The sequence below is a fragment of the Streptomyces sp. NPDC088746 genome (genome assembly GCF_044751065.1).
Taxonomy (GTDB): Bacteria; Actinomycetota; Actinomycetes; order Streptomycetales; family Streptomycetaceae; genus Streptomyces.
In genome coordinates this window covers 703095-727506 of record NZ_JBIVLA010000002.1, presented here as the reverse complement: position 1 = coordinate 727506, position 24412 = coordinate 703095, and the positions used below count along the sequence as shown (strand labels likewise).

Here is a 24412-nt window from a genome sequence, read left to right as displayed (position 1 = left end):
TCGGTTCCTGCCGTCAGTGTGTCGGGAGTTCCTCGCGCCGTGCAACGGATTCGACGGCGACACGCGGAGCCGTTCCGCGCTGACGCGGCGCCGCCCCGAGGCGGTGCACAACTGACAAAGTCCCCTGCACGGATGACACATTCCGAATCCCGCGATGACTTTATGGTCCTTGAGCGAGGCCGGAGAACAGGGCGTCACACACCCGCACAGAGCCAAAGCCGGAAAAGGCTGGTCCAGAGGGAGCGTGCATCACATGAGGCGGACATTCTCCATATCCGCTGCCGCGGTGGCGGTTGCCTGCATCACGGCGGGCTGTGGTGCAGGGACAGATGTCACGACGAACTCGGGAAAGCCGCCGAAGAGGGACACCGTCACGATTTCGGACAACGAACTCCGAGACCTGACCGTCCCCGAGGAGATGGAAATCGAGTACGCCGAGTACGCACTCGTCAAGGAGTGCATGGAGAACGAGGGATTCTCGTACTGGGTGGGACCGGTGGCGAGTGTCGACGCCCGTAAAGCGGGGCGCTACGTGATCGACGACATCGCGTGGGCGAAGAAGTACGGCTACGGCCGGCCCTTCGACGAGGCGGCCGAGAAGGAGCGCGGCGAGCACCCCAACGTCCGGTACCCCAACGCGCTCCCGAAGAAGGACCGCATCCGTTACAACACGGCCCTCAACGGCGACTACGACGACGTTCTGCGCGTGGACCTGCCCGCCGGCGGCACCATCGAGACCCCCCGGGAAGGCTGCTGGGCAGGGGCCCGGACCCAGCTCTACGGAGATCTGGAAGCCTGGTTCAGAGCGAAGAAGACCATCACGAGCCTGACGCCGCTCTATGTCCCGCGCATCCTCGCGGACGAGCGGATGAAAAAGACGGTCGGCGCCTGGTCGCACTGCATGAAGGAAGCCGGCCGCCCCTTCTCCTCGCCGGACGAGATCCGGGAGAAGCGGACCGCGAACACCGCGGGAATGAGCTCGCCGGAGGCACGGGCCTACGAGGTCGAGTTGGCGGTGGCCGAGGCCACGTGCGCCGCGAAGACGAATCTCGGAAAGACCGCACGCCGGCTCGAGCGGGAACACCGGTCCACCCTGTTGAAGAAGTACGGCAAGGAAAACGCCGCCTATCAGCGCATGGGACTGGCCGCGCTCTCCAGGGCCCGGAATCTCACCGGCGAGTGACTCACAGGTTTCCGCGGCCCAGTGGTCGCGGATGAATTCACACCGACACATGAAGGAGCACCACCTCATGCGTAAGGCTTTCGCTGCCCTCACGACCGTCGCCGTGGCATCCCTCGGCGCCCTCGTCCCGGCCACCTCCGCCCAGGCGGCGGACTGCTCCGACGCCATGGCCGGCGCGCTCTCCGGATACATGTACGCGTACGACAGCACCAACTGCAGCGGCCACCTCGGCCACGCGTCCGGCGACGACTCCAACTGGGGTGACTCCGCGCTGAGCTTCCAGGGCGGCGACACCAACAAGGCGTCATCGGTCCTGAACAACGGCAACAGCTACGAGGTCAAGTTCTACAACGGCACCGGCGGCAGCGGCGGGCACATCTGCCTCAGCCGGTCCGAGGGCTGGGCTTCCAGCCTCCTGGGCGACTCCTTCACCACCGGCGTCGCGGCGAACAACAGCATCAGCAGTCACGCGTGGGCCAGCGCTTCCAACTGCTCCAAGTGGGCGGTGTGACCTCACCCGCGCACGGGAACGAACCTCACGCCTGAACCGCCTCGGCCCGTCGGCCTCTGCCCGGCGGGCCGGGGTGCGTCCCGCCGCCGGCCCGCCGGGCAGTGAGGCGTACGCCCGGGGACGGCGGCCGGCCGCGCGACACACGTGGGCCCCGTTCCCTATCTCCTGTGCCGCCAGAGCATTTGAGAAACCCTTGAGGTCTCTGCGTAGTGTCGCTGTATGACACTCGACCTCGACGCCTACTTCGCCCGCATCGGCTGGTCCGGGGAGCGCCGCCCCACCGTGGAGGTGCTGCGGTCCGTGCACCGCGCCCACATGCTGGGCATCCCGTTCGAGAATCTGGAGCCCCTCCTCGGCAGCGCCCCGTCCCTCGCGCTCCCGGACCTGGAGAGGAAGCTCGTCCGCGGTGAGCGCGGCGGGTACTGCTACGAGCACAACACCCTCCTCACCGCCGCCCTGACCCAGCTCGGGTTCCAGGTGACGCTGCTGACCGCACGGGTGGTGGTGGGCGCCGCGCCCGGCGACATCCGGCCCCGTACGCACATGCTGATGCGGGTGGACGTGGAGGGTGAGACCGACCCCTGGCTGGCCGACGTCGGCTTCGGCTCGCACGGTGCGCTGCTGGAGCCGATCCCGCTCGTGGTGGACACCGAACTGCTCGACACCCCGCGCCGTCACCGGCTCGTGCACGCCCCGCACGACGGCCCGCTGGAGATGTGGGAGCTGCAGGCGGACAAGGGCGGCTACTGGGAGCCGCAGTACGAATTCACCCTGGAACCGTTCGAGGCCCCGGACTACGAGGTCATCAACTGGCACATCGCGACGAACCCGCGCTCGCCGTTCCGGCAGGCGGTGTACGCCCAGCGGACCCTGCCGGGTCTGCACCGCGCGCTGTCCGGCCGGACGCTGGTGGAGACCGCCGACGACGGCACGGTCGCGGAGCGGGAGCTGAGCGACGACGCCGAGGTGCTGCGGGTGCTGGCCGAGGACTTCGGCGTACGCCTCCCGGAGGGGACCGTCCTGCCCGGCTGACCAGGGTGGCGCATCTCACCGGTGCCGCCGCCCACGCCAGCATTCCAAGCCGCAGCCCCGCCCGGACCGGACGTTCCCACGGTCCGCGGCCGGGGCGGCATGGCGATGGAAGTCCCGGCGGGCCGTGGCACACCCCCGGAGGGAGCAACCACCGCGCGAACCGGGCGCAGCGCTCGAAACACGGTCGTAAGCTCGCAGACATGCAGGTCATCCAGTCCACGAAGCTCGCCGGCGTCTGTTACGAAATCCGCGGCCCCGTGCTCGAGGAAGCGATGCGGCTCGAAGCCGCAGGTCATCGCATCCTCAAGCTCAACACGGGCAACCCCGCGGCGTTCGGCTTCGAGTGTCCCCCGGAGATCCTCGAGGACATCCTGCGCAACCTCTCGGGCGCGCACGGCTACGGCGACGCGAAGGGCCTGCTGTCCGCGCGCCGCGCGGTGATGCAGCACTACCAGACCAAGGGGATCGACCTCGACGTCGAGGACGTCTACCTGGGCAACGGCGTCTCCGAGCTGATCCAGATGTCGATGCAGGCGCTGCTCGACGACGGCGACGAGGTGCTCGTCCCCGCCCCGGACTACCCGCTGTGGACGGCCTCGGTCTCCCTGGCCGGCGGTACGGCCGTGCACTACCGGTGCGACGAGCAGGCCGACTGGATGCCCGACCTCGCGGACATCGAGCGGAAGATCACCGACCGCACCAAGGCGCTCGTGATCATCAACCCGAACAACCCGACCGGCGCGGTCTACGACGACGAGATGCTGCGCGGGCTGACGGAGATCGCCCGCCGCCACAACCTGGTCGTCTGCTCGGACGAGATCTACGACCGGATCCTCTACGACGGCGCGACGCACACCCCGACCGCCGCCATCGCCCCCGACCTGATGGTGCTGACCTTCAACGGGCTCTCCAAGAACTACCGGATCGCGGGCTACCGCTCCGGCTGGATGGCGGTCTGCGGGCCGAAGGCGCACGCCTCCTCGTACATCGAGGGGCTCACGATCCTGGCCAACATGCGCCTCTGCGCCAACATGCCCGCGCAGCACGCGGTGGCGACCGCGCTCGGCGGGCGGCAGTCGATCAACGAGCTCGTGCTGCCGGGCGGGCGGATCCTGGAGCAGCGGGACGTGGCGTACGACCTGCTGACGCAGATCCCCGGCGTGACCTGCGTGAAGCCGAAGGGGGCGCTGTATCTCTTCCCGCGGCTCGACCCCAAGGTCTTCAAGATCAAGGACGACCGGCAGATGGTCCTCGACCTGCTGCGGGCCGAGAAGATCATGGTGGTGCAGGGCACGGGCTTCAACTGGCCGGAACCCGATCACTTCCGGGTGGTCACGCTGCCGCCTGCCAAGGACCTGACCGACGCGGTGACGCGTATCGGAAACTTCCTGGACGGCTACAGCCAGCCCTGAGCGGTCCCGACCTCCCAGATCCGGCACAACTTTAGACTGATTCCAAGATAGGATGGTCTTACTGCAACACCAGGAGGCCATCCATGTACGAGCCGATCCGCACCAAATCGGTCCACACATCGGCCGACGACGCCGATTTCCCGCACCGCAGCCGCGAGGACGAGCTGGACATCCAGCTCGCCGGGCATCTCACCGCGCTGCTCGCCGTCACCGATGAACTGGGCCTGGCGGCCATGGGCGACCGCATCGCCGAGCAGGTGGCCCGGCTGCGTGCCACGCCGCCCGCCCGGCACGCGGGCCGGAGCGAGGCGTCCACGGCCGCTCTGCACCGCCGCGCCCACGCCCTCGCCGGCCGGACCCTCGTGGTGGCGGCGTCCCGCGCCGACACCGCCGTGGCGATCCTCGCGGCCGAGGCCATGGACGCGCACGCCGAGGCCCTGTCCGCTCCCGCCGCGCCGACCGCTCTGGTCGGCGCCCCCTGACGGCCCCGGTCCACGGTCGCGAAGACGCGTGGACCGGGTGCCACACACCTGCCGGCCGCGCCGGACGCAGAGCGGCACCCGGAGCCATGAAGAGGGCTCCGGGTGCCGTGCCGCGGCAGGCCCGTGGACCCCACAGGTCAGGGCGGATGCCGGAAGGGCCCGGCCGCGGGGATCGGGACGTGGGTCAGCCCAGGCGCCGGACCAGCGCGCGGTACTCGTCCCACAGCTCCTTCGGGGTGTGGTCGCCGAAGGTGTTGAGGTGCTCGGGGATCAGGGCGGCCTCCTCGCGCCAGACCTCCTTGTCCACCGTGAGCAGGAAGTCGAGCTCGGACTCGGAGAGCTCCAGGCCCTCGGTGTCCAGGGAGCCCTTGGCCGGCAGGATGCCGATCGGGGTCTCGACGCCCTCGGCCTTGCCCTCCAGGCGCTCGACGATCCACTTGAGGACGCGGCTGTTCTCACCGAACCCGGGCCACACGAACTTCCCCGCGTCGTTCTTGCGGAACCAGTTCACGTAGTAGATCTTCGGCAGCTTGGACGCGTCGGGCTTGTCGTTGCCCACCGTGACCCAGTGCTTCATGTAGTCGCCCATGTTGTAGCCGCAGAACGGCAGCATGGCGAACGGGTCGCGGCGCAGCTCGCCGACCTTGCCCTCGGCGGCGGCGGTCTTCTCGGAGGCGACGTTGGCCCCGAGGAAGACGCCGTGCTGCCAGGTGAAGGACTCGGTGACCAGCGGGACCGCGGAGGCGCGGCGGCCGCCGAAGAGGATCGCCGAGATCGGCACGCCCTTCGGGTCCTCCCACTCCGGCGCGATGATCGGGCACTGGCCGGCCGGGACGGTGAAGCGGGCGTTGGGGTGGGCGGCGGGCGTGCCGGACTCCGGGGTCCAGTCGTTGCCCTTCCAGTCCGTGAGGTGCGCGGGGAGCTCCTCGGTCATGCCCTCCCACCAGACGTCGCCGTCGTCGGTGAGCGCGACGTTGGTGAAGACGGAGTTGCCCCACATGGTCTTCATGGCGTTGGCGTTGGTGTGCTCACCGGTGCCGGGGGCGACGCCGAAGAAGCCGGCCTCGGGGTTGATCGCGTACAGCTGGCCGTCCTCACCGAACCGCATCCAGGCGATGTCGTCGCCGATGGTCTCGACGGTCCAGCCGGAGATCGTGGGCTCCAGCATGGCGAGGTTGGTCTTGCCGCAGGCGCTCGGGAAGGCCGCCGCGACGTACTTCGACTCACCGCGCGGCGGCGTGAGCTTGAGGATCAGCATGTGCTCGGCGAGCCAGCCCTCGTCCCGGGCCATCACGGAGGCGATGCGCAGGGCGTAGCACTTCTTGCCGAGCAGGGCGTTGCCGCCGTAGCCGGATCCGTACGACCAGATCTCGCGGTCCTCGGGGAAGTGCGAGATGTACTTGGTGGAGTTGCACGGCCACGGAACGTCCTCCTGGCCCTCCTCCAGCGGCGCGCCCAGCGTGTGGACGGCCTTGACGAAGAAGCCGTCGGTTCCGAGCTCGTCCAGGACGTCCTGGCCCATGCGCGTCATGGTGCGCATCGAGACGGCGACGTACGCGGAGTCGGTGATCTCGACACCGATCGCGGAGAGCGGCGAGCCGACGGGGCCCATGCAGAACGGGACGACGTACATCGTGCGGCCGCGCATGGAGCCGCGGAAGACGCCGTTCCCGCCCGTGAAGATCTCCCGCATCTCGGCGGGAGCCTTCCAGTGGTTGGTCGGGCCCGCGTCCTCCTCCTTCTCGGAGCAGATGAAGGTGCGGTCCTCGACGCGGGCGACATCGCTCGGGTCGGAGGCGGCGTAGTACGAGTTGGGACGCTTGACCGGGTCGAGTTTCGTGAAGGTGCCCTTGGCGACGAGCTCCTCGCACAGGCGCTCGTACTCGGCCTCGGAGCCGTCGCACCAGACCACGCGGTCCGGCTGGGTGAGGGCCGCGATCTCGTCCACCCAGGAGACGAGCTCCTGGTGCCGAGTGGGAACAGTGAGGGGAGCCGCGATGTCTCGCGCCACGATCGCTCCTTGTAGAGAGGGTGTGTTGTCAGGCCCCGTGGGGGCTGCGACCCGGATGCTGACCCCTTCGAAATCCCCTGGCGCTCATCCGGTGCCGACCGCACTCATTTGATCATCCGACCATCTCGCCCATATGTCCAGAGGGCCGCCCACGTGAGCATCGCCACTGAACGGGGTTACCTACGGGGGCGTAGGTAGCATGCGGATATGACTTCTGCCGTCCCCGGGTCCGGTCCCGTCGAGCTCACCGACCCCGTCCCGGTCAAACCACGGATGCGCGGCTGGCTGCACGCCGGAATGTTCCCCGCCGTGGTCATCTCGGGAATAGCCCTGGTCGCCATGGCCGACAGCACGCGCGCACGGGTCGCCTGCGCCGTGTACGTCGTCAGCGCCTGCCTGCTGTTCGGTGTGAGCGGGGTCTATCACCGGGGCACCTGGGGCCCGCGCGGCGAGGCCGTGCTGCGCAGGCTCGACCACGCCAACATCTTCCTGATCATCGCGGGCACCTACACGCCGCTGACCCTCCTGCTGCTGCCCGAGTCCACCAGCCGTCCGCTCCTCTGGGCGATCTGGGGCGCCGCGGCGGCCGGCATCGCCTTCCGCGTGTTCTGGGTCGGCGCCCCGCGCTGGCTCTACACCCCGTGCTACATCGCCATGGGCTGGGCCGCGGTGTTCTTCCTGCCGGACTTCATGCGCACCGGCGGCATCGCCGTGCTGGTCCTCGTGATCGTCGGCGGGGTGCTCTACAGCGCGGGGGGCGTCATCTACGGCCTCAAGCGCCCGAATCCGTCACCGCGCTGGTTCGGCTTCCACGAGGTGTTCCACTCGCTGACTCTGGCGGCGTTCGTCGCGCACTACGTCGGCATCTCCCTGGTCGCCTACCAGCGGTAACCACCTCTCCCCACGGCGAAGGGCCCGGCCACCGCCGGGCCCTTCGCCGTACCCACGCCGCCGTGCCGGCGTCAGCCGCCCAGCTTCCCGGCCAGCTCCTCAGCGTCCGTCGTGGGCGCGTCGCACACGAAGTGCCGGCAGACGTACGCGGTCGGCTCGCCGCCCACCATCGGCCGGTCCACCAGCAGCGGGAACTCGGGGCCCGCGTCCGCCACCTCGCCCGCCGCGACGACCGCGCCGGGCGCCCGACCCAGCAGCGCCGTCCGGTGCAGCTCGCCGCCGACCGGCCCGGCCACCGCGACCTCGCGCGGGCCGTCCAGCAGCGCTTCGGCGACCGCCAGCCCCCAGCCGATGAAGCGGGGAGCCTTCGGGCCGAGCGCCCCGACGATCCCGAGGGCGCCCTCGGCCGCCGCGCGGTGCGCCTCGGAGCCGGTGTGGGCCGCGTACGAGAGGAGCGCGCCCGCCGCGGCGGTCCAGCCGGCCGGGGTCGCGCTGTCCGTGGGGTCCTGGGGCCGGCGGATCAGCCGCTCCGCGTCGTCGGGGGTATCGAACAGCTGCCCGCCCTCGCCGGTGAAGCGCTCCAGCACGATGTCCAGCAGGAAGCCCGCGAAGTCGAGCCAGGCGCCCTCGCCGGTGACGGAGGCGAGTGCGAGGAACCCCTCGGCGACGTCGCCGTAGTCCTCCAGGACCCCGGAGTTGTCCCCCGCGCGGCCGTCCTTCGACGTGCGGCAGAGCCGGGCCACGTCACCCATGTGCACGCGTACGAGCAGGTCGGCGGCCTCGGTGGCCCGCTCGACCAGGTCCGGGCGGTCGAAGTACGCCCCGGTCTCGGCGAGCGCGGCGATCGCGAGGCCGTTCCAGGCGGCGACGATCTTGTCGTCCCGCTCGGGGCGCGTCCGCAGCTCGCGCGCCGCGAGCAGCCGGGCCCGCACGTCGGCGACCCGGGCGGCGTCGGTGTCCTCCCCGGCCCGCACGAGCCGCAGCACGGAGGAGCCCTCCTCGAAGGTGCCCTCCTCGGTCACCCCGAAGTGGCCGGCGGCGAAGGCGGCGTCCTCCTCGCCCAGGACCTCACGCAGCTGCGCGGGCGTCCACACGTAGAAGGCGCCCTCGACGTGACGCCCCCGCGCGTCCTCGCTGTCGGCGTCCAGCGCGGAGGCGAAGCCTCCCTCGGCGGTCCGCAGCTCGCGGACCATGAAGTCCGCCGTCTCCAGGGCGACCCGGCGGGCCAGGTCCGAGCCGGTGGCCCGCCACAGATGGGCGTACACACGGCACAGCAGCGCGTTGTCGTAGAGCATCTTCTCGAAGTGCGGGACGGTCCACTCCCCGTCGACCGCGTAGCGGGCGAAGCCGCCGCCGAGCTGGTCGTAGATCCCGCCGCGCGCCATGGCCGCGCAGCTGTCGGCGGCCATCTGCAGGGCGCCCTCGGCACCCGTACGGGCGTGGTGGCGCAGCAGGAACTCGATGACCATGGACGGCGGGAACTTGGGCGCGCCGCCGAAGCCGCCGTTCTTCTCGTCGTAGTCGCGGGTCAGCCGCAGCAGGGCCTGCGCCAGCTCCGGTTCGCCGGGCAGGCCGCCCTCACCGGCGGTCAGGGAGCGGCCCGCGAGGTCGCGGACGATGCGCCCGGCCACCTCGGCGACCTCCTCGCGCCGGTCGGTCCAGGCGGCCACGACGCCTTCGAGGACCTGCTGGAAGGAGGGCATGCCGTGGCGGGGCTCGGGCGGGAAGTACGTGCCGAAGTAGAAGGGCTCGGCCTCCTCGGTCAGGAAGACGGTCATCGGCCAGCCGCCCTGGCCGGTCGCGGCCTGGACGGCCTCCATGTACACGGCGTCGACGTCGGGCCGCTCCTCGCGGTCGACCTTCACCGGCACGAAGTGCGCGTTGAGGTAGTCGGCGACGGCCGGGTCCTCGAACGACTCGTGGGCCATCACATGGCACCAGTGGCAGCTGGCGTACCCGACGCTGAGCAGCACGGGGACGCCGCGGCGGCGTGCCTCCTCGAACGCCTCGGGCGACCACGGCCACCAGTCGACGGGGTTGTCGGCGTGCTGGAGGAGGTACGGGGAGGTGGTCTGCGCAAGTCGGTTGGCCATGCCCCAATCCTTGCGCACCGGGGGTGCGGGCGGGGGGACGGGCTCACCGGGCTCCGGAGTTTCGGCCCGCCGGCCCCGCCCGGAGCCGCGGCGGCCCGAGCCCCCGGACAGCACGGGGACAGTAGGCTGATCCGAGCAGCACCGGAACTGACGAGCATCCTCGAAGGTGGCACGCCATGACCGCCGAGATGGTCGTACCCGCATGGATGCACCTGCAGATCAGCGCGGAGCAGTACGACTCCTGGTCCGAGGAGCAGTGTGCCGGCGTCGAGATCGTGGACGGGATGGTCGTCGTGAGCCCGAGCGCCTCCAAGCGGCACAACCGGCCGGCCCGCATCCTGGCCCATGCCCTGGACGCCGCGGCAGGCCCGGACTGGAACGCCGACACGGACTTCGATGTCCGGCTGCAGGACATTCCCCTCACCAACCGCCGTCCGGACGTCGTCGTCTGCCGGGCGGAGACCATCGACCTCACGCCCACCCGCCCCGAACACGTGCTCCTGGTCGCCGAGATCGTGTCGCCCGGCTCGGAGACCACCGACCGGGTCGTGAAGGTGGACCAGTACGCCAAGGCCGGCATCCCCTTCTACTGGCGGGTCGAACAGGCCGCCACCGGTGTCCCGATCGTCTACACCTACGTACTCGACCCTGCCACCAAGGCCTACAGGGACGGCGAGATGTTCACCGGCGCGATCAAGGCTGCCGCGCCCTTCTCCGTCACGGTGGACCTGGGAGCCCTCTGACAGCCCTCGACGGGCCCCGCCCGTTCGCGCGGTGCGGCGGTGTCCGGCCGCGCGCCGGACCCGGGGGCGCAGTCTCGCGGACTCCCTGTCGCCGGGGCGCCGTACCGAGGACACTGGATGGTCAACGCGGCGGATCCGGCCGAGACCCGGCCGGGGTCGGGAACGAGGGGGATGCATGGGGATGCGGGACAGCCATCGGGCCGAGGCCGAACGGCTGTTGGTACGCGCCGTGGAGGAGGAGGCGCGGCGGACAGGTGGCCGGACGGACTCCGGAGCGCTGCTGGCCCGTGCGCGGGGCGCGCTCGACACCATGGCGGCGGGCGCGGCCGAGGAGTACGCCGCCTACACCCGGGCGCTGGACGACGCGGGGGCCGGCCGGCAGCCGCTGTCCGCGCGGTTCAGCAGAGCGACGCTGGGAACGCCGCTGCTGGTGACGGGAGTTGCCGCCGCGGCCGCCTTCGGCGCGGACCTGGCCCTGGGCACCGCGACCGGTCTCGCCCTGGGCGCGGGCGCGGTCGTCGCCGCCGCGGGGACGACGGTCACGGTGGCGCGGGCGACCGCCTCGCACTGGCCGGCCGCACACCGCAGGGCGGGCGAACGGAACCAGCCCGGCGGCCCCGAGCAGCTGCGTCTGGAGTGGCTGACGGCCCTGGAGGTACGGGGCATCCGCCCGTTCCTCGACCAGCAGCGCATGCTGACCGCGTCCACCCGTACGCCGAAGAAGCCGGGCACCTCCGTGGTGGCTCAGCTGCGTGGCGGTGACCGCAGTGCCGCCGCGCGCGCCCGGTCAGTCCTCGAACAGTCCTTCGGCCATCTGCCCGCCGTGGACGGCCCGTTCGCGGGGCGCCGCGAGGAACTGGCGCAGATCGCCCGGTGGGTGCACGCGGCCCGCGCCGCGACCGAGACCAAGCCGACCGTCGTCGTCCTGCACGGGGCCCCGGGCTCCGGGCGCACCACACTCGCCGTACGGGCCGCGCACGCGCTCAAGGACCAGTTCCGCGGGGCGTGCGTGGTCGACCTGCGGGGCGATGTCTCCGGCGATACCCCGCTGCCGACCCGGGACGCCCTGCTGCACCTGCTCAACCGGCTGGGAGCACCGCGCGAACAGCTGCTCTTCCGCGAGAGGTCCTCCGCGGAGCAGCAGGTCCGGCGCCTGAGCGAGCTCTACCACCAGCATCTGACGGGAACACCGGTCACGATCGTCCTGGACGACGCCACCGACGCCGCCCAGGTCCGCACGCTCGTCCCCGAGCGCTCGGACAGCCTGGTCCTCGTCACGGCCCGCGAGCCGCTCGCCCTGCCCGACAACATCCCGGCCCGGGTGTACCACCTGCCGGTCGGCGGTCTGGAGGCGGCGGGCGCCGAGGAGTTGCTGCGCGAGTCCGCGGAGGACGAGGAGAACGGCCCGTACGACTACCCGTCGACCGAGACCGTCGTCGAGCTGTGCGGCGGGCTGCCGCTCGCCCTGCGCGTCGCGGGCTCCGCCCTCGGCGCGCGGTCCCGTGCCGAGCTGGCGTCGGCCCTCGGGGCGTACGGTCCGGTCGCGCCCGTCGAACGGGCCCTGTGGCTGCGCTACACCGACCAGCCCGAGGTGGCCCGCCGGCTGCTGCGGCGGCTCGCCCTCGCCGGGCGGGCCAGCCTCGGGGCCGCCGCGGCCGCGTCGCTGCTGTCCTCGGACGAGCAGGAGGCCGGCCGCCTGCTGGAGACCCTGGCCCGGGCCGGGCTCCTGGTCCATGTGCGGGGTGCGCGCTACCGGCTGCACGACCTCGTACGGGACTTCGCCCTGGCCAGGCTGCTGGACGAGGAGCCGGCGGCCGACCGTACGGCCGCGCAGGAACGCCTCGTCCAGAACTACGCGGAGCTCGCCGACGCGGTGATCCGGATGGTCGACGGCAAGATGTCCACCCGTGCCGGGCAGTTCGGCTCGCACGGCTTCAGCTCGCTGGACGCCGCCCTGCGCTGGCTGGACGACGAGTCGAGCTTCATCACGTCGGCGCTGCGGCACGCCGAGGGCGTGGACCAGGCGACGGTGCTCCATCTGCTGGGCGCCCTGTGCGACTACTGCCTGCTGCGCGGCGACCTCTACCGGCTCGGGGAGATCAGCGAGCTGACGCAGGCCGTCGACCAGGGGCTCCTGGAGCGGTCGGTGCAGTGGCGTACGGGTATCGCGGCCCGTCAGCTCGGTGAGCTCGACAAGGCCCGCACGACGCTGTCCTCCGTCGTCGGCCTCTACCGCGAGGCGCAGAACGACGCGGGCGCCGCCCTCGCCCTCTGCTCACTCGGCATCACCCTGCACCACCAGGGCAATCTGGCCGAGGCGTCGGCCCGGCTGCGGGAGGCGCTCGCACTCCAGGCATCCCCGGAGCAGGCCGAGGACCGGGCCTGGTCCCTGCACGCCCTGGCTGCCGTCGAACGCGACCGGGCGAATCTGTCCGAGGCCCTGACCCTGCTGGACACCGCGCTGGCCCTGCACCGCGAGGGCGAGTCCCTGCACGGCGAGGCCTGGTCGCACTTCCAGCTCGGCCAGGTCTGTCTGCGCCTCGGCGAGGTGGCCCGGGCCGAGGAGGAGCTGTCCGCCGCCCTGGACCTGTACGGCCGCACCCGGGACGAGCGCGGGGAGGCCTGGGCCCTGACCCAGCTGGCCCGCGCCCGTCTCCTCGACGGCGACCCCGCACCGGCGGTGGAGCAGCTGCGCGACGCCCTCGCCCGGCACCGGGGCAACGAGGACGCGCGGGGCGAGGCGTGGACGCGGTACTACCTCGGGCAGGCGCTGGAGGAGGACGGCGACACCGACCAGGCGGTACGGGAGCTGGAGCGGGCGCGCACGATGTTCTCCCGGATGCGGGACGTGTACGGGCTGGCGTGCGCCCGCCACCACTCGGGGCGCGTCACCCGTGACCAGCGCGCCGCGCAGACGGGCAACCTGCGGAACTCCGGATTCGCCCGGCAGCTCCTGGTGGACGCCCGGGCCGACTTCCGGCGGATCGGGGTGGCCCACGGCGAGGCCTGGACCTGCCTGGAGCTGGCCCTGGTCGACGGCGGGAACAACCGGGCGGCGCAGGCGCTGGAGCTCTGCGGCGAGGCGATCACGCTGTTCGCCTCGTACGGCGATGCCCGGGGCGGTGACTGGGCGGCGTTCCTGCGGTGCACCCTGCTGCCGTACGCCTCACCGGGCGGCAGCGAGGTGGGCACGGCGGTGGCCCAGCAGGAGCTCGCGGACCTGCTGGAGGCCTCGCACCCGCTCCGGGACGCCAAGCTGGAGGACTGCGCGGAGGCCTTCCGCGTCGTCCTGAACCGCGGGGTGGACCTGGACGACGGCTGGCAGGCCTGGCGCCTCGGCCTGACGCCGTCCCGGCACGCCCGCGAGGTGATGGGGGTCGCGGTGGGCGTACGGCCCTGAGGCAGGCCGCGAGCGGCGGCCGGGCGGCCGGGCCGGCTCCCCGGTCCGGCGGCCCGGCCGGGCCGCGTCAGCCCTTGCCCGAGGCGGTCGCCTTCGTCCCGCTGCCGGAGCCGGCCGTCTCCGTCCCGCCGTCGGTGCCCGCGGGCACCGCCTCCGGGTCGGGGGCCTCCTCGAAGTCGACCTTGCCCATGTGGCGGTTCATCGACTTCATCAGGAACCACACCCCGACGGCGAGCGCCGCGAAGACGAGGAAGCCGAGGACGCCGGGAGTCACCTTGTTCTTGTCGAGCTCATCGGCGGCGAACGGAACGAGCTGCGTCAGTGCCTGGGTCGCGTACATATCAGGCATTGTCGCGGATGCCCGCGAAGAGGTCGCTCTCGGGGAGGGAGGTATCGACCAGAGACTTGGCGAGCTCGTACTCCTCGGTCGGCCAGACCTCCCGCTGGACGTCCATCGGCACCCGGAACCAGCCGCCGTCCGGATCGATCTGCGTCGCGTGCGCGATCAGCGCCTTGTCGCGGATCTCGAAGAAGTCGTCGCACGGGATGTGCGTGGTCAGCGTGCGTTCGGCGCGCCCGAACTCCTTCCAGCGCTCCAGCCAGTCGCCGTACGGGGACTCCAGCCCGCGGGCGAGGAGCGCCTCGTGCAGGGCGAGCGTGCGCGGCTTGTTGAAGCCCTGGTTGTAGTAGAGCTTCTGCGGCTGGAACGCCGGGCCGAACTCGGCCTCGGGGAACCTCTCGGTGTCCCCGGCGCCCTCGAACGCGATCATCGAGATCGTGTGCGTCTTGATGTGGTCGGGGTGCGGGTACCCGCCGTTCTCGTCGTAGGTGGTGATCACCTGCGGCCGGAACGCGCGGATCTTCGCGACGAGACGCCCCGCCGCCGTCTCGTCGTCCTCCAGTGCGAAGCAGCCCTCGGGCAGCGGGGGCAGCGGGTCGCCCTCGGGCAGACCCGAGTCGACGAAGCCGAGCCACTCCTGCTTGACGCCCAGGATCTCCCGGGCCTCATCCATCTCCTTCTTGCGCACCTCGTGGATGTTCGCCTCGATGTACGCGTCCCCCTGGAGCTTCGGGTTGAGAATGGATCCCCGTTCGCCCCCTGTGCAGGTGACGACCAGGACGTCCACCCCCTCGGACACGTACTTGGCCATGGTGGCCGCGCCCTTGCTCGACTCGTCGTCGGGGTGGGCGTGCACGGCCATCAGTCTCAGCTGCTCGGTCAAGACTCGGTCCTCAGTGATTGGTCGCAGTGGTCGGCTTCTATAGTGACTGAACCGGGGGGTGGAAAATTCCTCGATCTCCGGTACGGGAGGAACGATCATGGCAGCGGTGCGCGAGGCCTTGCCCGAGGGGCGCTACGGCCGGTCGCAGGATCAGCGCGCGGACCGCAAGCTGAAGATCACCGGCTCGGTGCTGGGCGTGCTCTTCCTCGCCATGATCGGCTGGTTCGGTTACGACTACGTGGCCGGTCAGGACGTCAGCGCCGAGCTCATCAAGTCCAAGATCGTCTCGGACAGCCGTGCCGAGGCCCACCTGGAGGTCCGCAAGGAACGGGACGCCGACGGGCACTGCACGCTCCGAGCCCTGAGCGAGGACGGCGGCGAGGTCGGCCGGGCGGACTTCCGGTTCGACGAGCGCTCGGAGCGCATCGACGAGGTCGTGTCCCTGCGCACCACCTCCAGGGCGACGGCGGTGGAACTGAAGGGGTGCGCCGCCGGCTGACCACGCCCCGGGGCGCGCGCCGTCCCTGATGCCCGCACTCCGGTGCTGACCTGCACGGATATGCGTGTGACGTTTTACCTTCTCCCCCTTTTCGCGCGGAATTGTTAGGCTCGTTGTTTCGCCCACCCGTGGCAGCGCATGCTTGGGGTAGGGCGTTGCTTTGTATTCCCAGCACCGACGAGGAGCACCCTGTGACCCAGACCAGCGATAACGTCACCTGGCTCACGCCGGAGGCGTACAACCAGCTGAAGGCGGAGCTGGAGTACCTGTCTGGTCCCGCGCGCACGGAGATCTCCGTCAAGATCGCGGCGGCCCGCGAGGAGGGTGACCTCCGCGAGAACGGCGGGTACCACGCGGCCAAGGAGGAGCAGGGCAAGATGGAGCTCCGGGTCCGTCAGCTGACCCAGCTCCTGGAGCACGCGAAGGTCGGCGAAGCCCCTGCCGACGACGGCGTGGTCGAGCCCGGCATGGTCGTGACCATCGCCTTCGACGGCGACCCCGACGACACGGTCACCTTCCTGCTCGCCTCCCGCGAGTACGCGAGCACCGACATCGAGACCTACTCCCCGCAGTCCCCGCTCGGCACGGGCGTGAACGGCAAGCGGGTGGGCGACGACGCGGAGTACGAGCTCCCGAACGGCAAGAAGGCCACCGTGAAGATCGTCTCGGCGAAGCCCTACCAGGGCTGACCCCCACGCATCACGGAGCCCCGGCCGCACGTGCGGCCGGGGCTCCGTCGTGCCCGGCGGCGGACGGCTCAGCGGGCCAGCAGGTCCCGGATCGCCGCCGCGATCTCGTCGGGCGCCTCCTCGGCCATGAAGTGCCCCGCCCGGGTCAGCCGGTGGTCCAGGTCCGGGGCCCACGCCTTCCACACGCCGGCGGCGTCGTAGCCCAGCTGCGCGCCCCAGTCCTGCTGGAGGACCGTCACGGGCATGGCGAGCTGCGACCCGGCGTCCAGGTCCGCCCGGTCGTGCGTGACGTCGATGCCCGCCGAGGCCCGGTAGTCGGCGACGATCGACGTCACCGCCGCGGCGCTCGCCCGCAGGTACTCGGCACGCACCTCCTCCGGCAGGGCGGCCGGGCCGGCGGCCCAGGCGTCGAGGAACGAGCCGAAGAACGCGTCCGCGCTGTGGGCGATCATCGTCTCCGGCAGGCCGGGCGGCTGGGCCATGAGGAAGAGGTGGTAGCCGACCGCCGCCGGGACCCCGTGCAGGACGTTCCACATGTCGAGCGTCGGCACGACGTCGAGGATGCCCAGGTGCGTGACGGTCTCGGGGTGGTCCAGCCCCGCCCGGAAGGCGACCAGGGCGCCCCGGTCGTGGCCGACGAGAGCGAAACGCTCGTGGCCGAGTGCCGCCGCCAGGGCGACGACGTCGGCGGCCATGGTGCGCTTGGCGTAGACGTCGGGGCCGGTGGCCTCCGGCTTGTCGCTGGCGCCGTAGCCCCGCAGGTCGGGACAGATCACCGTGTGCTCGCCGGAGAGCCGCTCGGCGACGTGCCGCCACATCAGGTGGGTCTGGGGGAAGCCGTGCAGCAGCACCACCGGGGTGCCGCTGCCGCCGACGGCGGCAGCCAGCTCCACACCGTCCGCACCGGGGAGGCGGATGTGGTCGAAGCCGGGAAGGGTGGGTGTCATGAGGGGCCGTCCTGTCGGGTCGGGGGCTGACCGGGCCAGCGTGGGCGACGGCGATCAGCAGCCGATCAGCACGGTTGGGCGCGGCCGCCCCCGGCACGGAGGATGGGTGCATGCGAATCGACGCGCTCGGTGCCGTGCGGGCCTTCCACGACGACGGGAGCCCGGTCGCCCTGGGCGGGCCCCGGCATCGTGAGGTGCTCGCCCGGCTCGTGGCCGCCGAGGGGCGGATGGTCACCACCGACACCCTGGTCGACGACCTGTGGGCCGATCCGCCGGCCCGCGCCACAGGCGCTCTGCGTACGTTCGTCGCCGCGCTGCGCCGCGCCCTCGAACCCGGCCGGCCGCCCCGCGATCCCCCGCGCGTGCTCGTCACCGAGGGCCCCGGCTACGCGCTGCGCCTGCCGCGCGAGGACGTGGACGTCCACCGCTTCGAGGACACCCTGGCCCGCGCCCGGCACAGCCCCGACGCGGTGACCGCCCTCGGCGCGGAACTCGCGGCCTGGAGTGGTCCCGCCTACGCCGATGTGACCGGCTCCGCGTGGGCGGAACGCGAACGGGCCCGCCTGGAGGAGCTGAGGCTGGAGGGGGTGGAGCTGCGCGCCCGCATCCTCCTCGACTCCGGGGAGGGGGCCGCTCTCGTCGCCGGACTGGGCGCCCATGTCGCCGAGCATCCGTGGCGGGAGCCGGCATGGGGGCTGCTCGCCCGGGCGCTCCACCGCGCGGGCCGCCAGGCCGACGCCCTCGCCACCCTGCGTCGCGCCCGCGCCATGCTCGTCGGTCAGCTGGGACTCGACCCCGGCGCCGGCCTCCGGCGGCTGGAGGCGGACATCCTCGACGGGCACGAGCCCCTGGAAGCCGCGGCTGCCCCGTGGACCGGCCACGGGGTCCGGCTCGGCCCGCGCACCACCGTGGATCTGGCCCGCACCCTCGCGCTGGCGGGCGGCGAGGCCCTCGTCCACTCGCGGCGCGACCGTCTCGCCGCCGTCAGGGCGGCGGAACGCACCGGGGACCTCACCCTGACCGCCAGGATCATCGGCGCCTACGACGTGCCCGCCCTCTGGAGCCGGGCCGACGACCCCGAGCAGTCCCGCGCCGTCGTCGCCGCCGCCGAGCGCGCGCTGACCACGCTCGGCCCCGGCGGCCCCGGCGGCCTGGTCGCCCGCCTCCTGGCCACGGTCGCCGTCGAGAGCCGCAGCGCGGGTCTCTCCCGGCCCGAGCTGGAGCGTGCCCAGCAGGCGGCACGGCGGGCCGAGACGCTGGCACGGGAGCAGGCCGATCCCGCCGTGCTGGCGTTCGCCCTCAACGGGGTGTTCCTCCAGTCCTTCACCCGCCCCGGGCTCGCCCCCGTACGGGACCGGACCGGCGCCGAGATCCTCGCCCTGGCCACCCGCTACGGGCTGCCGGACTTCGCCGTGCTCGGGCGGCTCGTCCGCCTCCAGTCCGCCTCGGCCCTCGGCGACCTCGAAGCCGCGGCCTCGCACGCCGACGCGGCCGAACAGCTCGCCGCCACGACCGAGGCGCCCCTCGTCCCCGTACTCACCAGGTGGTTCCGGGCCCGGGTCACGGCCGCCCGCAGTGCCGAACCCGGCGGACCCGCCGCCGCCGAGGCCGCGGCGCACTACCGCGCCGCGGAGGAGGCCCTCCGGACGGCCGGTATGCCGGGGCTGCACCGCGGTCTGTTCCCGCTCGCCCTCCTGGGGCTGCGCCTGCTGCACGGCCGGCCCGCACCCACCGACGGGAACCTCGACTGGGGCCCGTACGGACCCTGGGCGCGCCCTCTCGTGCTGCTCGCCCAGGACCGGCCCGAGGAGGCCCGGACGGCCCTGGCCGCGGTGCCCGGACCCCCGCCCAACCACATGCAGGAGGCGCTGTGGTGCCTGACCGCCCACGCCGCCGCCCGCCTCGGCGAGCGCGGGACCGCCGCACGCGCGGCGGCCGCCCTGCGCGGCGCCCGCGCGGAACACGCGGGCGCCGCGAGCGGGATGCTGACCCTGGGCCCGGTGGCGCGCTACCTGGCGGAGGCGGAGGCCTGCGCCGGGTGACGCGCGGCCGTCAGACGGCCGCCTGGCGGTACTTGCGTACGGCCAGCGTGCGGAACACGGCGATGATCACCACCGACCAGATGACCGAGGCCCATACGGGATGCTGCATCGGCCAGGCGTCCGACGGGGAGACCCCGGGGTTCCCGAACAGTTCGCGGCACGCCTGGACGGTCGCGCTGAACGGGTTCCACTCGGCGATGGGCTGGAGCCAGCCCGCCATGTTCTCGGTGGGCACGAAGGCGTTCGAGATGAAGGTGACCGGGAACAGCCAGATGAGACCGCCGGAGGTGGCCGCTTCCGGGGTGCGTACGGACAGGCCGATCAGTGCGCCGATCCAGGAGAACGCGTAGCCGAGGAGGAGCAGCAGGGCGAAGGCCCCCAGAGCCTTCGGGATGCCCTCGTGGACGCGCCAGCCGACGAGCAGGGCGACGATCGTGAGCACGATGACGGTGAGCGTGGTCTGGACGAGGTCGGCGAGCGTACGTCCGGTGAGCACCGCACCGCGTGCCATGGGCAGCGAACGGAACCGGTCGATCAGCCCCTTGTGCATGTCGTCCGCGATCCCGGCGCCCGCACCGGCCGTGGCGAAGGTGACCGTCTGCGCGAAGATGCCCGCCATGAGGAACTCGCGGTAGCCGGCGGCGCTGGTCGAGCCACCGACGACGAGTGACCCGCCGAAGACGTAGCTGAACAGCACGACGAACATGACCGGCTGGATGAGCCCGAAGAGAACCATCTCCGGGATCCGGCTCATACGGATCAGGTTCCGACGGGCGATGACCAGGGAGTCGGCCACCGAACGGCCGATCGCCCCGCGGGACTTGAACGGTGCCGGGTCGCGCGTACCCGTGACGGTGGTCACTGCCCGTCCTCCTTCCGGCCCTCTGCGGCCTCGGTCGATGCGTTCTCGCCGTTCCTCTCCAGCTCGGCCGCGTGGCCGGTGAGCGAGATGAAGACGTCGTCGAGGGTGGGGCGGCGCAGGCCGATGTCGTCGATCTCCACGCCGTGGGTGTCGAGGTCGCGGATGACCTCCGCGAGCAGCTTGGCCCCGCCGGTGACCGGCACGGTCAGCTTGCGGGTGTGCTCGGCGACGGAGATCTCCCCCTTGCCGTACGTGGCGAGCACCGAGCGGGCGGGCCCGATCTGGTCGGGCTGGTGCACGACGACCTCGACGCGCTCACCGCCGGTACGGGCCTTGAGCTGGTCGGAGGTGCCGCGGGCGATGACCTTGCCGTGGTCGATGACGCAGATGTCGTGGGCGAGGTGGTCGGCCTCCTCCAGGTACTGCGTGGTCAGCAGCAGCGTCGTACCGCCCGCGACGAGTTCCTCGATGACCTCCCACAGCTGCTGCCGGTTCCGCGGGTCGAGCCCGGTGGTGGGCTCGTCCATGAACATCACCGGCGGTGAGACGACGAGCGCCGCCGCCAGGTCGAGGCGCCTGCGCATGCCTCCGGAGTACGTCTTCGCGGTGCGGTCGGCCGCGTCAGCGAGGTTGAACTTCTCCAGGAGCTCCCCGGCCCGCTTCTTCGCGTCGCGTGAGCTCATCTGGTAGAGCTGCCCGACCATCTGGAGGTTCTCGCGGCCCGTGAGGTATTCGTCGACGGCCGCGAACTGGCCGGAGAGGCCGATCGAGCGGCGGACCGCGTCGGGATTCCTCAGGACGTCGATGCCGGCCACGACAGCCCGCCCGCTGTCCGGCTGGAGCAGGGTGGTCAGGACACGTACGGCGGTGGTCTTGCCCGCGCCGTTGGGTCCCAGCAGGCCGAGGACGGTGCCTTCGGGCACGTCGAGGTCGACGCCGTCCAGTGCTCGTACGTCGCCGAAGGTCTTCACCAGACCTTCGGCGTAAATGGCGCCTGGCATACGGGATTCCCCCAGTTGCTTTCGCGTGAATTCCTGAGCGGATCGTAGAGTTCCCGGCCCCTCGGAGGCGGGAACACCGGAGTGTTCGGCGATGCACGGTAACGCGATACATCGCGACCCACAACGGGTTTGGGGAGAGTCCCGCCGCTCAGGTCCTCACCAGGTATCCTGCGGCGCGCAGCGCGGAGGCGACCTCCTCGCAGTGCTCCGGGCCCTTGGTCTCCAGGTGGAGTTCCACCTCCGCCTCGGTGAGCCCGAGCCGGGGATCGGTCCGTACGTGGCTGATGTCGAGCACGTTGGCGTCGGCGACGGACAGCGTGGCGAGCATCGCGGCCAGCGCCCCCGGGCGGTCGGTGAGCCGCAGCCGCAGGCTGAGGTAGCGGCCCGCCGCGACCATGCCGTGCGTCAGGACGCGCTGCATCAGCAGGGGGTCCATGTTGCCGCCCGACAGTACGGCGACGACGGGCCCGCGGAACGACTCCGGATCGCTCAGCAGCGCCGCGACGGGGCTCGCGCCGGCGGGCTCGACGACCATCTTGGCCCGCTCCAGACACAGCAGCAGCGCGCTGGAGAGCTCGTCCTCCGAGACGGTGCGGACCTCGTCCACCAGCTCCTGGACCAGCGGGAACGTGAGGTCGCCGGGCCGCCCCACCTTGATCCCGTCGGCCATGGTCTGCACCGAGCCGAGCGCCACCGGGTGCCCGGCGGAGAGCGAGGGCGGGAAGGCGGCCGCGCCCGCCGCCTGGACACCGACGACACGGACGTCGGGGCGCAGCGCCTTCACCGCGACGGCGATCCCCGCGGCGAGCCCGCCCCCGCCGATACCGACGACGATCGTGCGGACCTCCGGGCACTGTTCGAGGATCTCCAGGCCCACGGTGCCCTGGCCCGCGATGATGTCCGGGTGGTCGAAGGGGTGGATGAAGACGGCGCCGGTCTCCTCGGCGTACTCCTGGGCGGCGGCGAGCGTCTCGTCGACGACCTGCCCCTCCAGCCGGACCTCGGCGCCGTACTCCCGGGTCGCCGCGACCTTCGGCAGGGGGGCGCCGACCGGCATGAAGACCGTGGAGCGTACGCCGAGCAGCGAAGAGGCGAGTGCGACACCCTGCGCATGGTTGCCGGCACTCGCGGCCACCACTCCGGCCGCCCGTTCGACGGGGCTGAGCCCGGCGATCCGTACGTACGCGCCACGCAGTTTGAACGACCCGGTGCGCTGCAGGTTCTCGCACTTGAGGTGGACGGGCGCTCCGACGAGGGCGCTGAGATGGCGGCTGCCCTCCATCCCGGTCGTTCTGGCCACCCCGGACAGCATCTTCTGCGCCCCTCGGATGTCGTCGAGGATCAGCGGAGGAAAGGGGCCTGACGTACGGAAGGTCATGACAGCAAGTCTTGCAGCTCGGAGCGGTCGGGGCCGTCGCATCTCATGGCGGCCTGCGGTGGTGTCCACAGGTTTGTGCAGCGCTGGTACACGTTGCCCCGTGGCCGCGTACTCTGTCCCCCACCCATCCGACACTCGCACGAAGAGAGCCCCCGGCCATGCCCCCTCAGGACATGACGACTGCTGCGTCTCCTTCCGGGGGCGCGACCCCCGGCCCTCCGGGAACGGACCACCTGCTCGACTCTCTCCAGCACCAGGTGGCGGTCTTCGCCCGCCGTGCCGAGCAGACCCGCCTCGGCGGTGTCGGCCAGGTCCGCAACTCGATGGACCGGGCGGCCTATCTGCTGCTCAACCGGCTCGACGTGGAAGGCCCCATGGGCGTCAAGGCGCTGGCCGCGGGCATGGGGATCGACTCCTCGACCGTGACCCGGCAGGTCGCGCCGCTCGTCGACACCGGACTGGTCAAGCGCACCTCGCACCCGGAGGACGGGCGCGCCGTCGTGCTGCAGCTCTCGCCGCGCGGCCAGGCCCGGCTGGAGGAGGTCCGCGCCTCACGGCGTGAGCTGATGTCCCAGGTGACGGGCGAATGGACCGAGGAGGAGCGCGACACCTTCTGCGCCCTGCTGACCCGGTTCAACGCGTCGCTGGCGGCCAGGCAGGCGGCGGGCCAGCCGGCGCAGGAGGGCTGACCGGGCCCTCCCGGTCTGTTCGGCGGCGTCATCGGATCTACGCTGGAAGTGCCTGCACTCGCGAGTCGAGGAGGCCCGCCATGACACGCAAGGTCGCCGACTGCCGTAAGTATCCGAGCGTCTCGAACTGCACACTCACCATTTCCGGTGAGGAGGACGAAGTCGTCCGCGCCGCCGCCGAGCACGCCGTCTCGGTCCACGAGCACACGGACAGCCCGGAGATGCGCGAGCAGATCCGTGCCTCCCTGGAGGACGAGAAGGTCGCTGTCTGACCGTGGGAACACCTCCGGCGGCGGGACGGGGTCGTCCCGGCCGCCGGATCACGGCTGTGCGGCAGGTGAACGTACGCACAGCCGTGTCACAGCCGTGGCACCGGTGTTCCTCAGACTGCCCCCGTAACGTCCGCCACATGGACGAGTACGAGAACGGTGTGAGCAGGCGCAAGGTCCTGGCGGCGGGTGGCGCGGCGGCCGGAGTGGCGGGGCTGGCGCTGGCCGGGTGCGGCAGTTCGGACACGGGCGCCGCGTCCGCGGGGGCCTCGGCGTCGGCGTCGGCGACCTCGGGGTCCGGGCAGTGCGTGCTCATGTCGAGCGTCACGGAGGGCCCCTACTACCTGGACGACGCCCTGGTGCGTAAGGACATCACCGATGGCAAGGACGGCGTACCGCTCACCGTGCGCCTGACGGTCCAGGACACGACCGGGTCGTGCGCCGCCGTCGCGGGAGCCGCGGTGGAGATCTGGCACTGCGACGCCTGGGGCTACTACTCCGGCTACACGACCGCCAACCCCGGCGGCCAGGCCCCGGCGGAGAGCGAGGACACCAGCGGCGCGAACGACAAGACGTACCTGCGGGGTTACCAGATCGCGGGCGACGACGGGGTCGTGGAGTTCACCACGATCTACCCGGGCTGGTACACCCCGCGCGTCACGCACATCCACGTCAAGGTGCACACCGGCGGCAAGAAGGACGACGGGACGTACGAGGGCGGCAAGGTCAACTACACCGGCCAGCTGTTCTTCGAGGACTCGTACGGCGAGGCCGTCTACAAGCTGTCCCCGTACGCCCAGCACGTCGGCACGCCCACCGCGCTCGACGACGACATGGTGTACGGCGGAGGCGGCGCCGCGGACGGGCTGATGACCGTCACCGGCGACACCGCCAAGGGCTACCTCGGGACCCTGACCCTGGGAATCGACCCGGACGCCGAGAACACCGGCGCGGGCGACGGCGGAGGCGGCGGGGGCGGCACGCCGCCGAGCGGCGGCCCCGGCGATACACCCCCGAGCGGCGGCCCCGGCAGTGCGTCGTAACGATCTCGCGGA

At 71.8% G+C, this 24412-nt stretch carries 22 protein-coding genes; 14 read left to right on the top strand and 8 right to left on the bottom strand.

Features of this window, described 5'->3' with window-relative positions:
* The first annotated feature begins 169 nt into the window (after positions 1-169).
* The 5 genes from ACIP63_RS10845 to ACIP63_RS10825 all read left to right on the top strand — a co-directional run bounded on the left by ACIP63_RS10845 (position 170) and on the right by ACIP63_RS10825 (position 4620).
* The gene (locus ACIP63_RS10845) at positions 170-1183 is read left to right on the top strand and encodes a hypothetical protein (protein ID WP_401513506.1); all 1014 of its coding nucleotides are present in this window, start codon (positions 170-172) and stop codon (positions 1181-1183) included.
* 67 nt (positions 1184-1250) lie between these two features.
* Complete coding sequence (locus tag ACIP63_RS10840) at positions 1251-1694, top strand: peptidase inhibitor family I36 protein (protein WP_401513504.1); 444 nt, start codon at positions 1251-1253, stop codon at positions 1692-1694.
* A 219-nt stretch (positions 1695-1913) separates the two neighbouring features.
* Positions 1914-2726 (top strand): arylamine N-acetyltransferase, encoded by an 813-nt coding sequence (locus ACIP63_RS10835; protein ID WP_401513501.1) that lies wholly within the window; start codon positions 1914-1916, stop codon positions 2724-2726.
* A gap of 200 nt (positions 2727-2926) precedes the next feature.
* The gene (locus ACIP63_RS10830) at positions 2927-4138 is read left to right on the top strand and encodes a pyridoxal phosphate-dependent aminotransferase (RefSeq protein ID WP_104788609.1); all 1212 of its coding nucleotides are present in this window, start codon (positions 2927-2929) and stop codon (positions 4136-4138) included.
* An 83-nt stretch (positions 4139-4221) separates the two neighbouring features.
* Positions 4222-4620 (top strand): hypothetical protein, encoded by a 399-nt coding sequence (locus ACIP63_RS10825; protein ID WP_401513497.1) that lies wholly within the window; start codon positions 4222-4224, stop codon positions 4618-4620.
* Between the two features lie 184 nt (positions 4621-4804).
* On the opposite strand, the gene ACIP63_RS10820 is transcribed toward ACIP63_RS10825, so the two are convergent.
* Positions 4805-6631, bottom strand: a complete 1827-nt coding sequence (locus ACIP63_RS10820; RefSeq protein WP_401513494.1) for a phosphoenolpyruvate carboxykinase (GTP) — start codon at positions 6629-6631, stop codon at positions 4805-4807.
* Positions 6632-6838: 207 nt separating this feature from the next.
* Here ACIP63_RS10820 and ACIP63_RS10815 point away from each other — a divergent pair, with 207 nt between their 5' ends.
* Positions 6839-7522, top strand: a complete 684-nt coding sequence (locus tag ACIP63_RS10815) for a hemolysin III family protein (protein WP_401513491.1) — start codon at positions 6839-6841, stop codon at positions 7520-7522.
* A gap of 71 nt (positions 7523-7593) precedes the next feature.
* Here ACIP63_RS10815 and ACIP63_RS10810 read toward each other — a convergent pair whose 3' ends face one another.
* Complete coding sequence (locus tag ACIP63_RS10810) at positions 7594-9615, bottom strand: thioredoxin domain-containing protein (protein ID WP_401513488.1); 2022 nt, start codon at positions 9613-9615, stop codon at positions 7594-7596.
* Positions 9616-9791: 176 nt separating this feature from the next.
* On the opposite strand from ACIP63_RS10810, the gene ACIP63_RS10805 reads away from it, so the two are divergent.
* Positions 9792-10358 (top strand): Uma2 family endonuclease, encoded by a 567-nt coding sequence (locus tag ACIP63_RS10805; protein WP_401513485.1) that lies wholly within the window; start codon positions 9792-9794, stop codon positions 10356-10358.
* 181 nt (positions 10359-10539) lie between these two features.
* Complete coding sequence (locus ACIP63_RS10800) at positions 10540-13758, top strand: tetratricopeptide repeat protein (protein WP_401513483.1); 3219 nt, start codon at positions 10540-10542, stop codon at positions 13756-13758.
* Positions 13759-13825: 67 nt separating this feature from the next.
* Here the strand turns inward: ACIP63_RS10800 and ACIP63_RS10795 are convergent, their stop codons facing one another.
* Together ACIP63_RS10795 and mca are read right to left on the bottom strand one after the other, a co-directional pair.
* Positions 13826-14098, bottom strand: a complete 273-nt coding sequence (locus tag ACIP63_RS10795; protein ID WP_401513480.1) for a hypothetical protein — start codon at positions 14096-14098, stop codon at positions 13826-13828.
* Between the two features lies 1 nt (position 14099).
* On the bottom strand, positions 14100-14981 hold the full coding sequence (gene mca, locus ACIP63_RS10790) for a mycothiol conjugate amidase Mca (RefSeq protein ID WP_401513477.1): 882 nt from the start codon (positions 14979-14981) through the stop codon (positions 14100-14102).
* A 97-nt stretch (positions 14982-15078) separates the two neighbouring features.
* Between mca and ACIP63_RS10785 the strand changes: the two genes are divergently transcribed.
* Positions 15079-15480, top strand: a complete 402-nt coding sequence (locus ACIP63_RS10785) for a DUF4307 domain-containing protein (RefSeq protein WP_401513474.1) — start codon at positions 15079-15081, stop codon at positions 15478-15480.
* 191 nt (positions 15481-15671) lie between these two features.
* Positions 15672-16169 carry a transcription elongation factor GreA gene (greA, locus tag ACIP63_RS10780; RefSeq protein WP_033297886.1) on the top strand — a complete coding sequence of 166 codons (498 nt, stop codon included), beginning with the start codon at positions 15672-15674 and terminating at the stop codon, positions 16167-16169.
* A gap of 68 nt (positions 16170-16237) precedes the next feature.
* Here greA and ACIP63_RS10775 read toward each other — a convergent pair whose 3' ends face one another.
* Entirely contained in the window at positions 16238-17116 is an 879-nt protein-coding gene (locus ACIP63_RS10775; protein WP_401513471.1) for an alpha/beta fold hydrolase, read from the bottom strand.
* Positions 17117-17226: 110 nt separating this feature from the next.
* Between ACIP63_RS10775 and ACIP63_RS10770 the strand changes: the two genes are divergently transcribed.
* Positions 17227-19158, top strand: coding sequence for a BTAD domain-containing putative transcriptional regulator (locus tag ACIP63_RS10770; RefSeq protein WP_401513469.1), 1932 nt, complete (start codon positions 17227-17229; stop codon positions 19156-19158).
* Between the two features lie 10 nt (positions 19159-19168).
* Here the strand turns inward: ACIP63_RS10770 and ACIP63_RS10765 are convergent, their stop codons facing one another.
* From ACIP63_RS10765 to ilvA, 3 genes are all read right to left on the bottom strand, one after another.
* On the bottom strand, positions 19169-20020 hold the full coding sequence (locus tag ACIP63_RS10765; protein ID WP_401513467.1) for an ABC transporter permease: 852 nt from the start codon (positions 20018-20020) through the stop codon (positions 19169-19171).
* The gene (locus ACIP63_RS10760; protein ID WP_401513465.1) at positions 20017-21021 is read right to left on the bottom strand and encodes an ATP-binding cassette domain-containing protein; all 1005 of its coding nucleotides are present in this window, start codon (positions 21019-21021) and stop codon (positions 20017-20019) included. The genes ACIP63_RS10765 and ACIP63_RS10760 overlap by 4 nt, the downstream gene beginning before the upstream one ends.
* 148 nt (positions 21022-21169) lie before the next feature.
* Positions 21170-22399: a threonine ammonia-lyase gene (gene ilvA, locus ACIP63_RS10755; RefSeq protein ID WP_401513462.1), complete on the bottom strand. Its 1230-nt coding sequence runs from the start codon at positions 22397-22399 to the stop codon at positions 21170-21172.
* A 158-nt stretch (positions 22400-22557) separates the two neighbouring features.
* On the opposite strand from ilvA, the gene ACIP63_RS10750 reads away from it, so the two are divergent.
* The 3 genes from ACIP63_RS10750 (at position 22558) to ACIP63_RS10740 (ending at position 24400) form a co-directional block, all read left to right on the top strand.
* Entirely contained in the window at positions 22558-23088 is a 531-nt protein-coding gene (locus ACIP63_RS10750) for a MarR family winged helix-turn-helix transcriptional regulator (RefSeq protein ID WP_401513460.1), read from the top strand.
* An 80-nt stretch (positions 23089-23168) separates the two neighbouring features.
* On the top strand, positions 23169-23360 hold the full coding sequence (locus ACIP63_RS10745) for a DUF1059 domain-containing protein (protein ID WP_401513457.1): 192 nt from the start codon (positions 23169-23171) through the stop codon (positions 23358-23360).
* A 137-nt stretch (positions 23361-23497) separates the two neighbouring features.
* A complete protein-coding gene (locus ACIP63_RS10740) occupies positions 23498-24400 on the top strand; it encodes an intradiol ring-cleavage dioxygenase (protein ID WP_401513455.1) in 903 nt (300 codons plus the stop codon).
* The last annotated feature ends 12 nt before the right edge of the window (positions 24401-24412 follow it).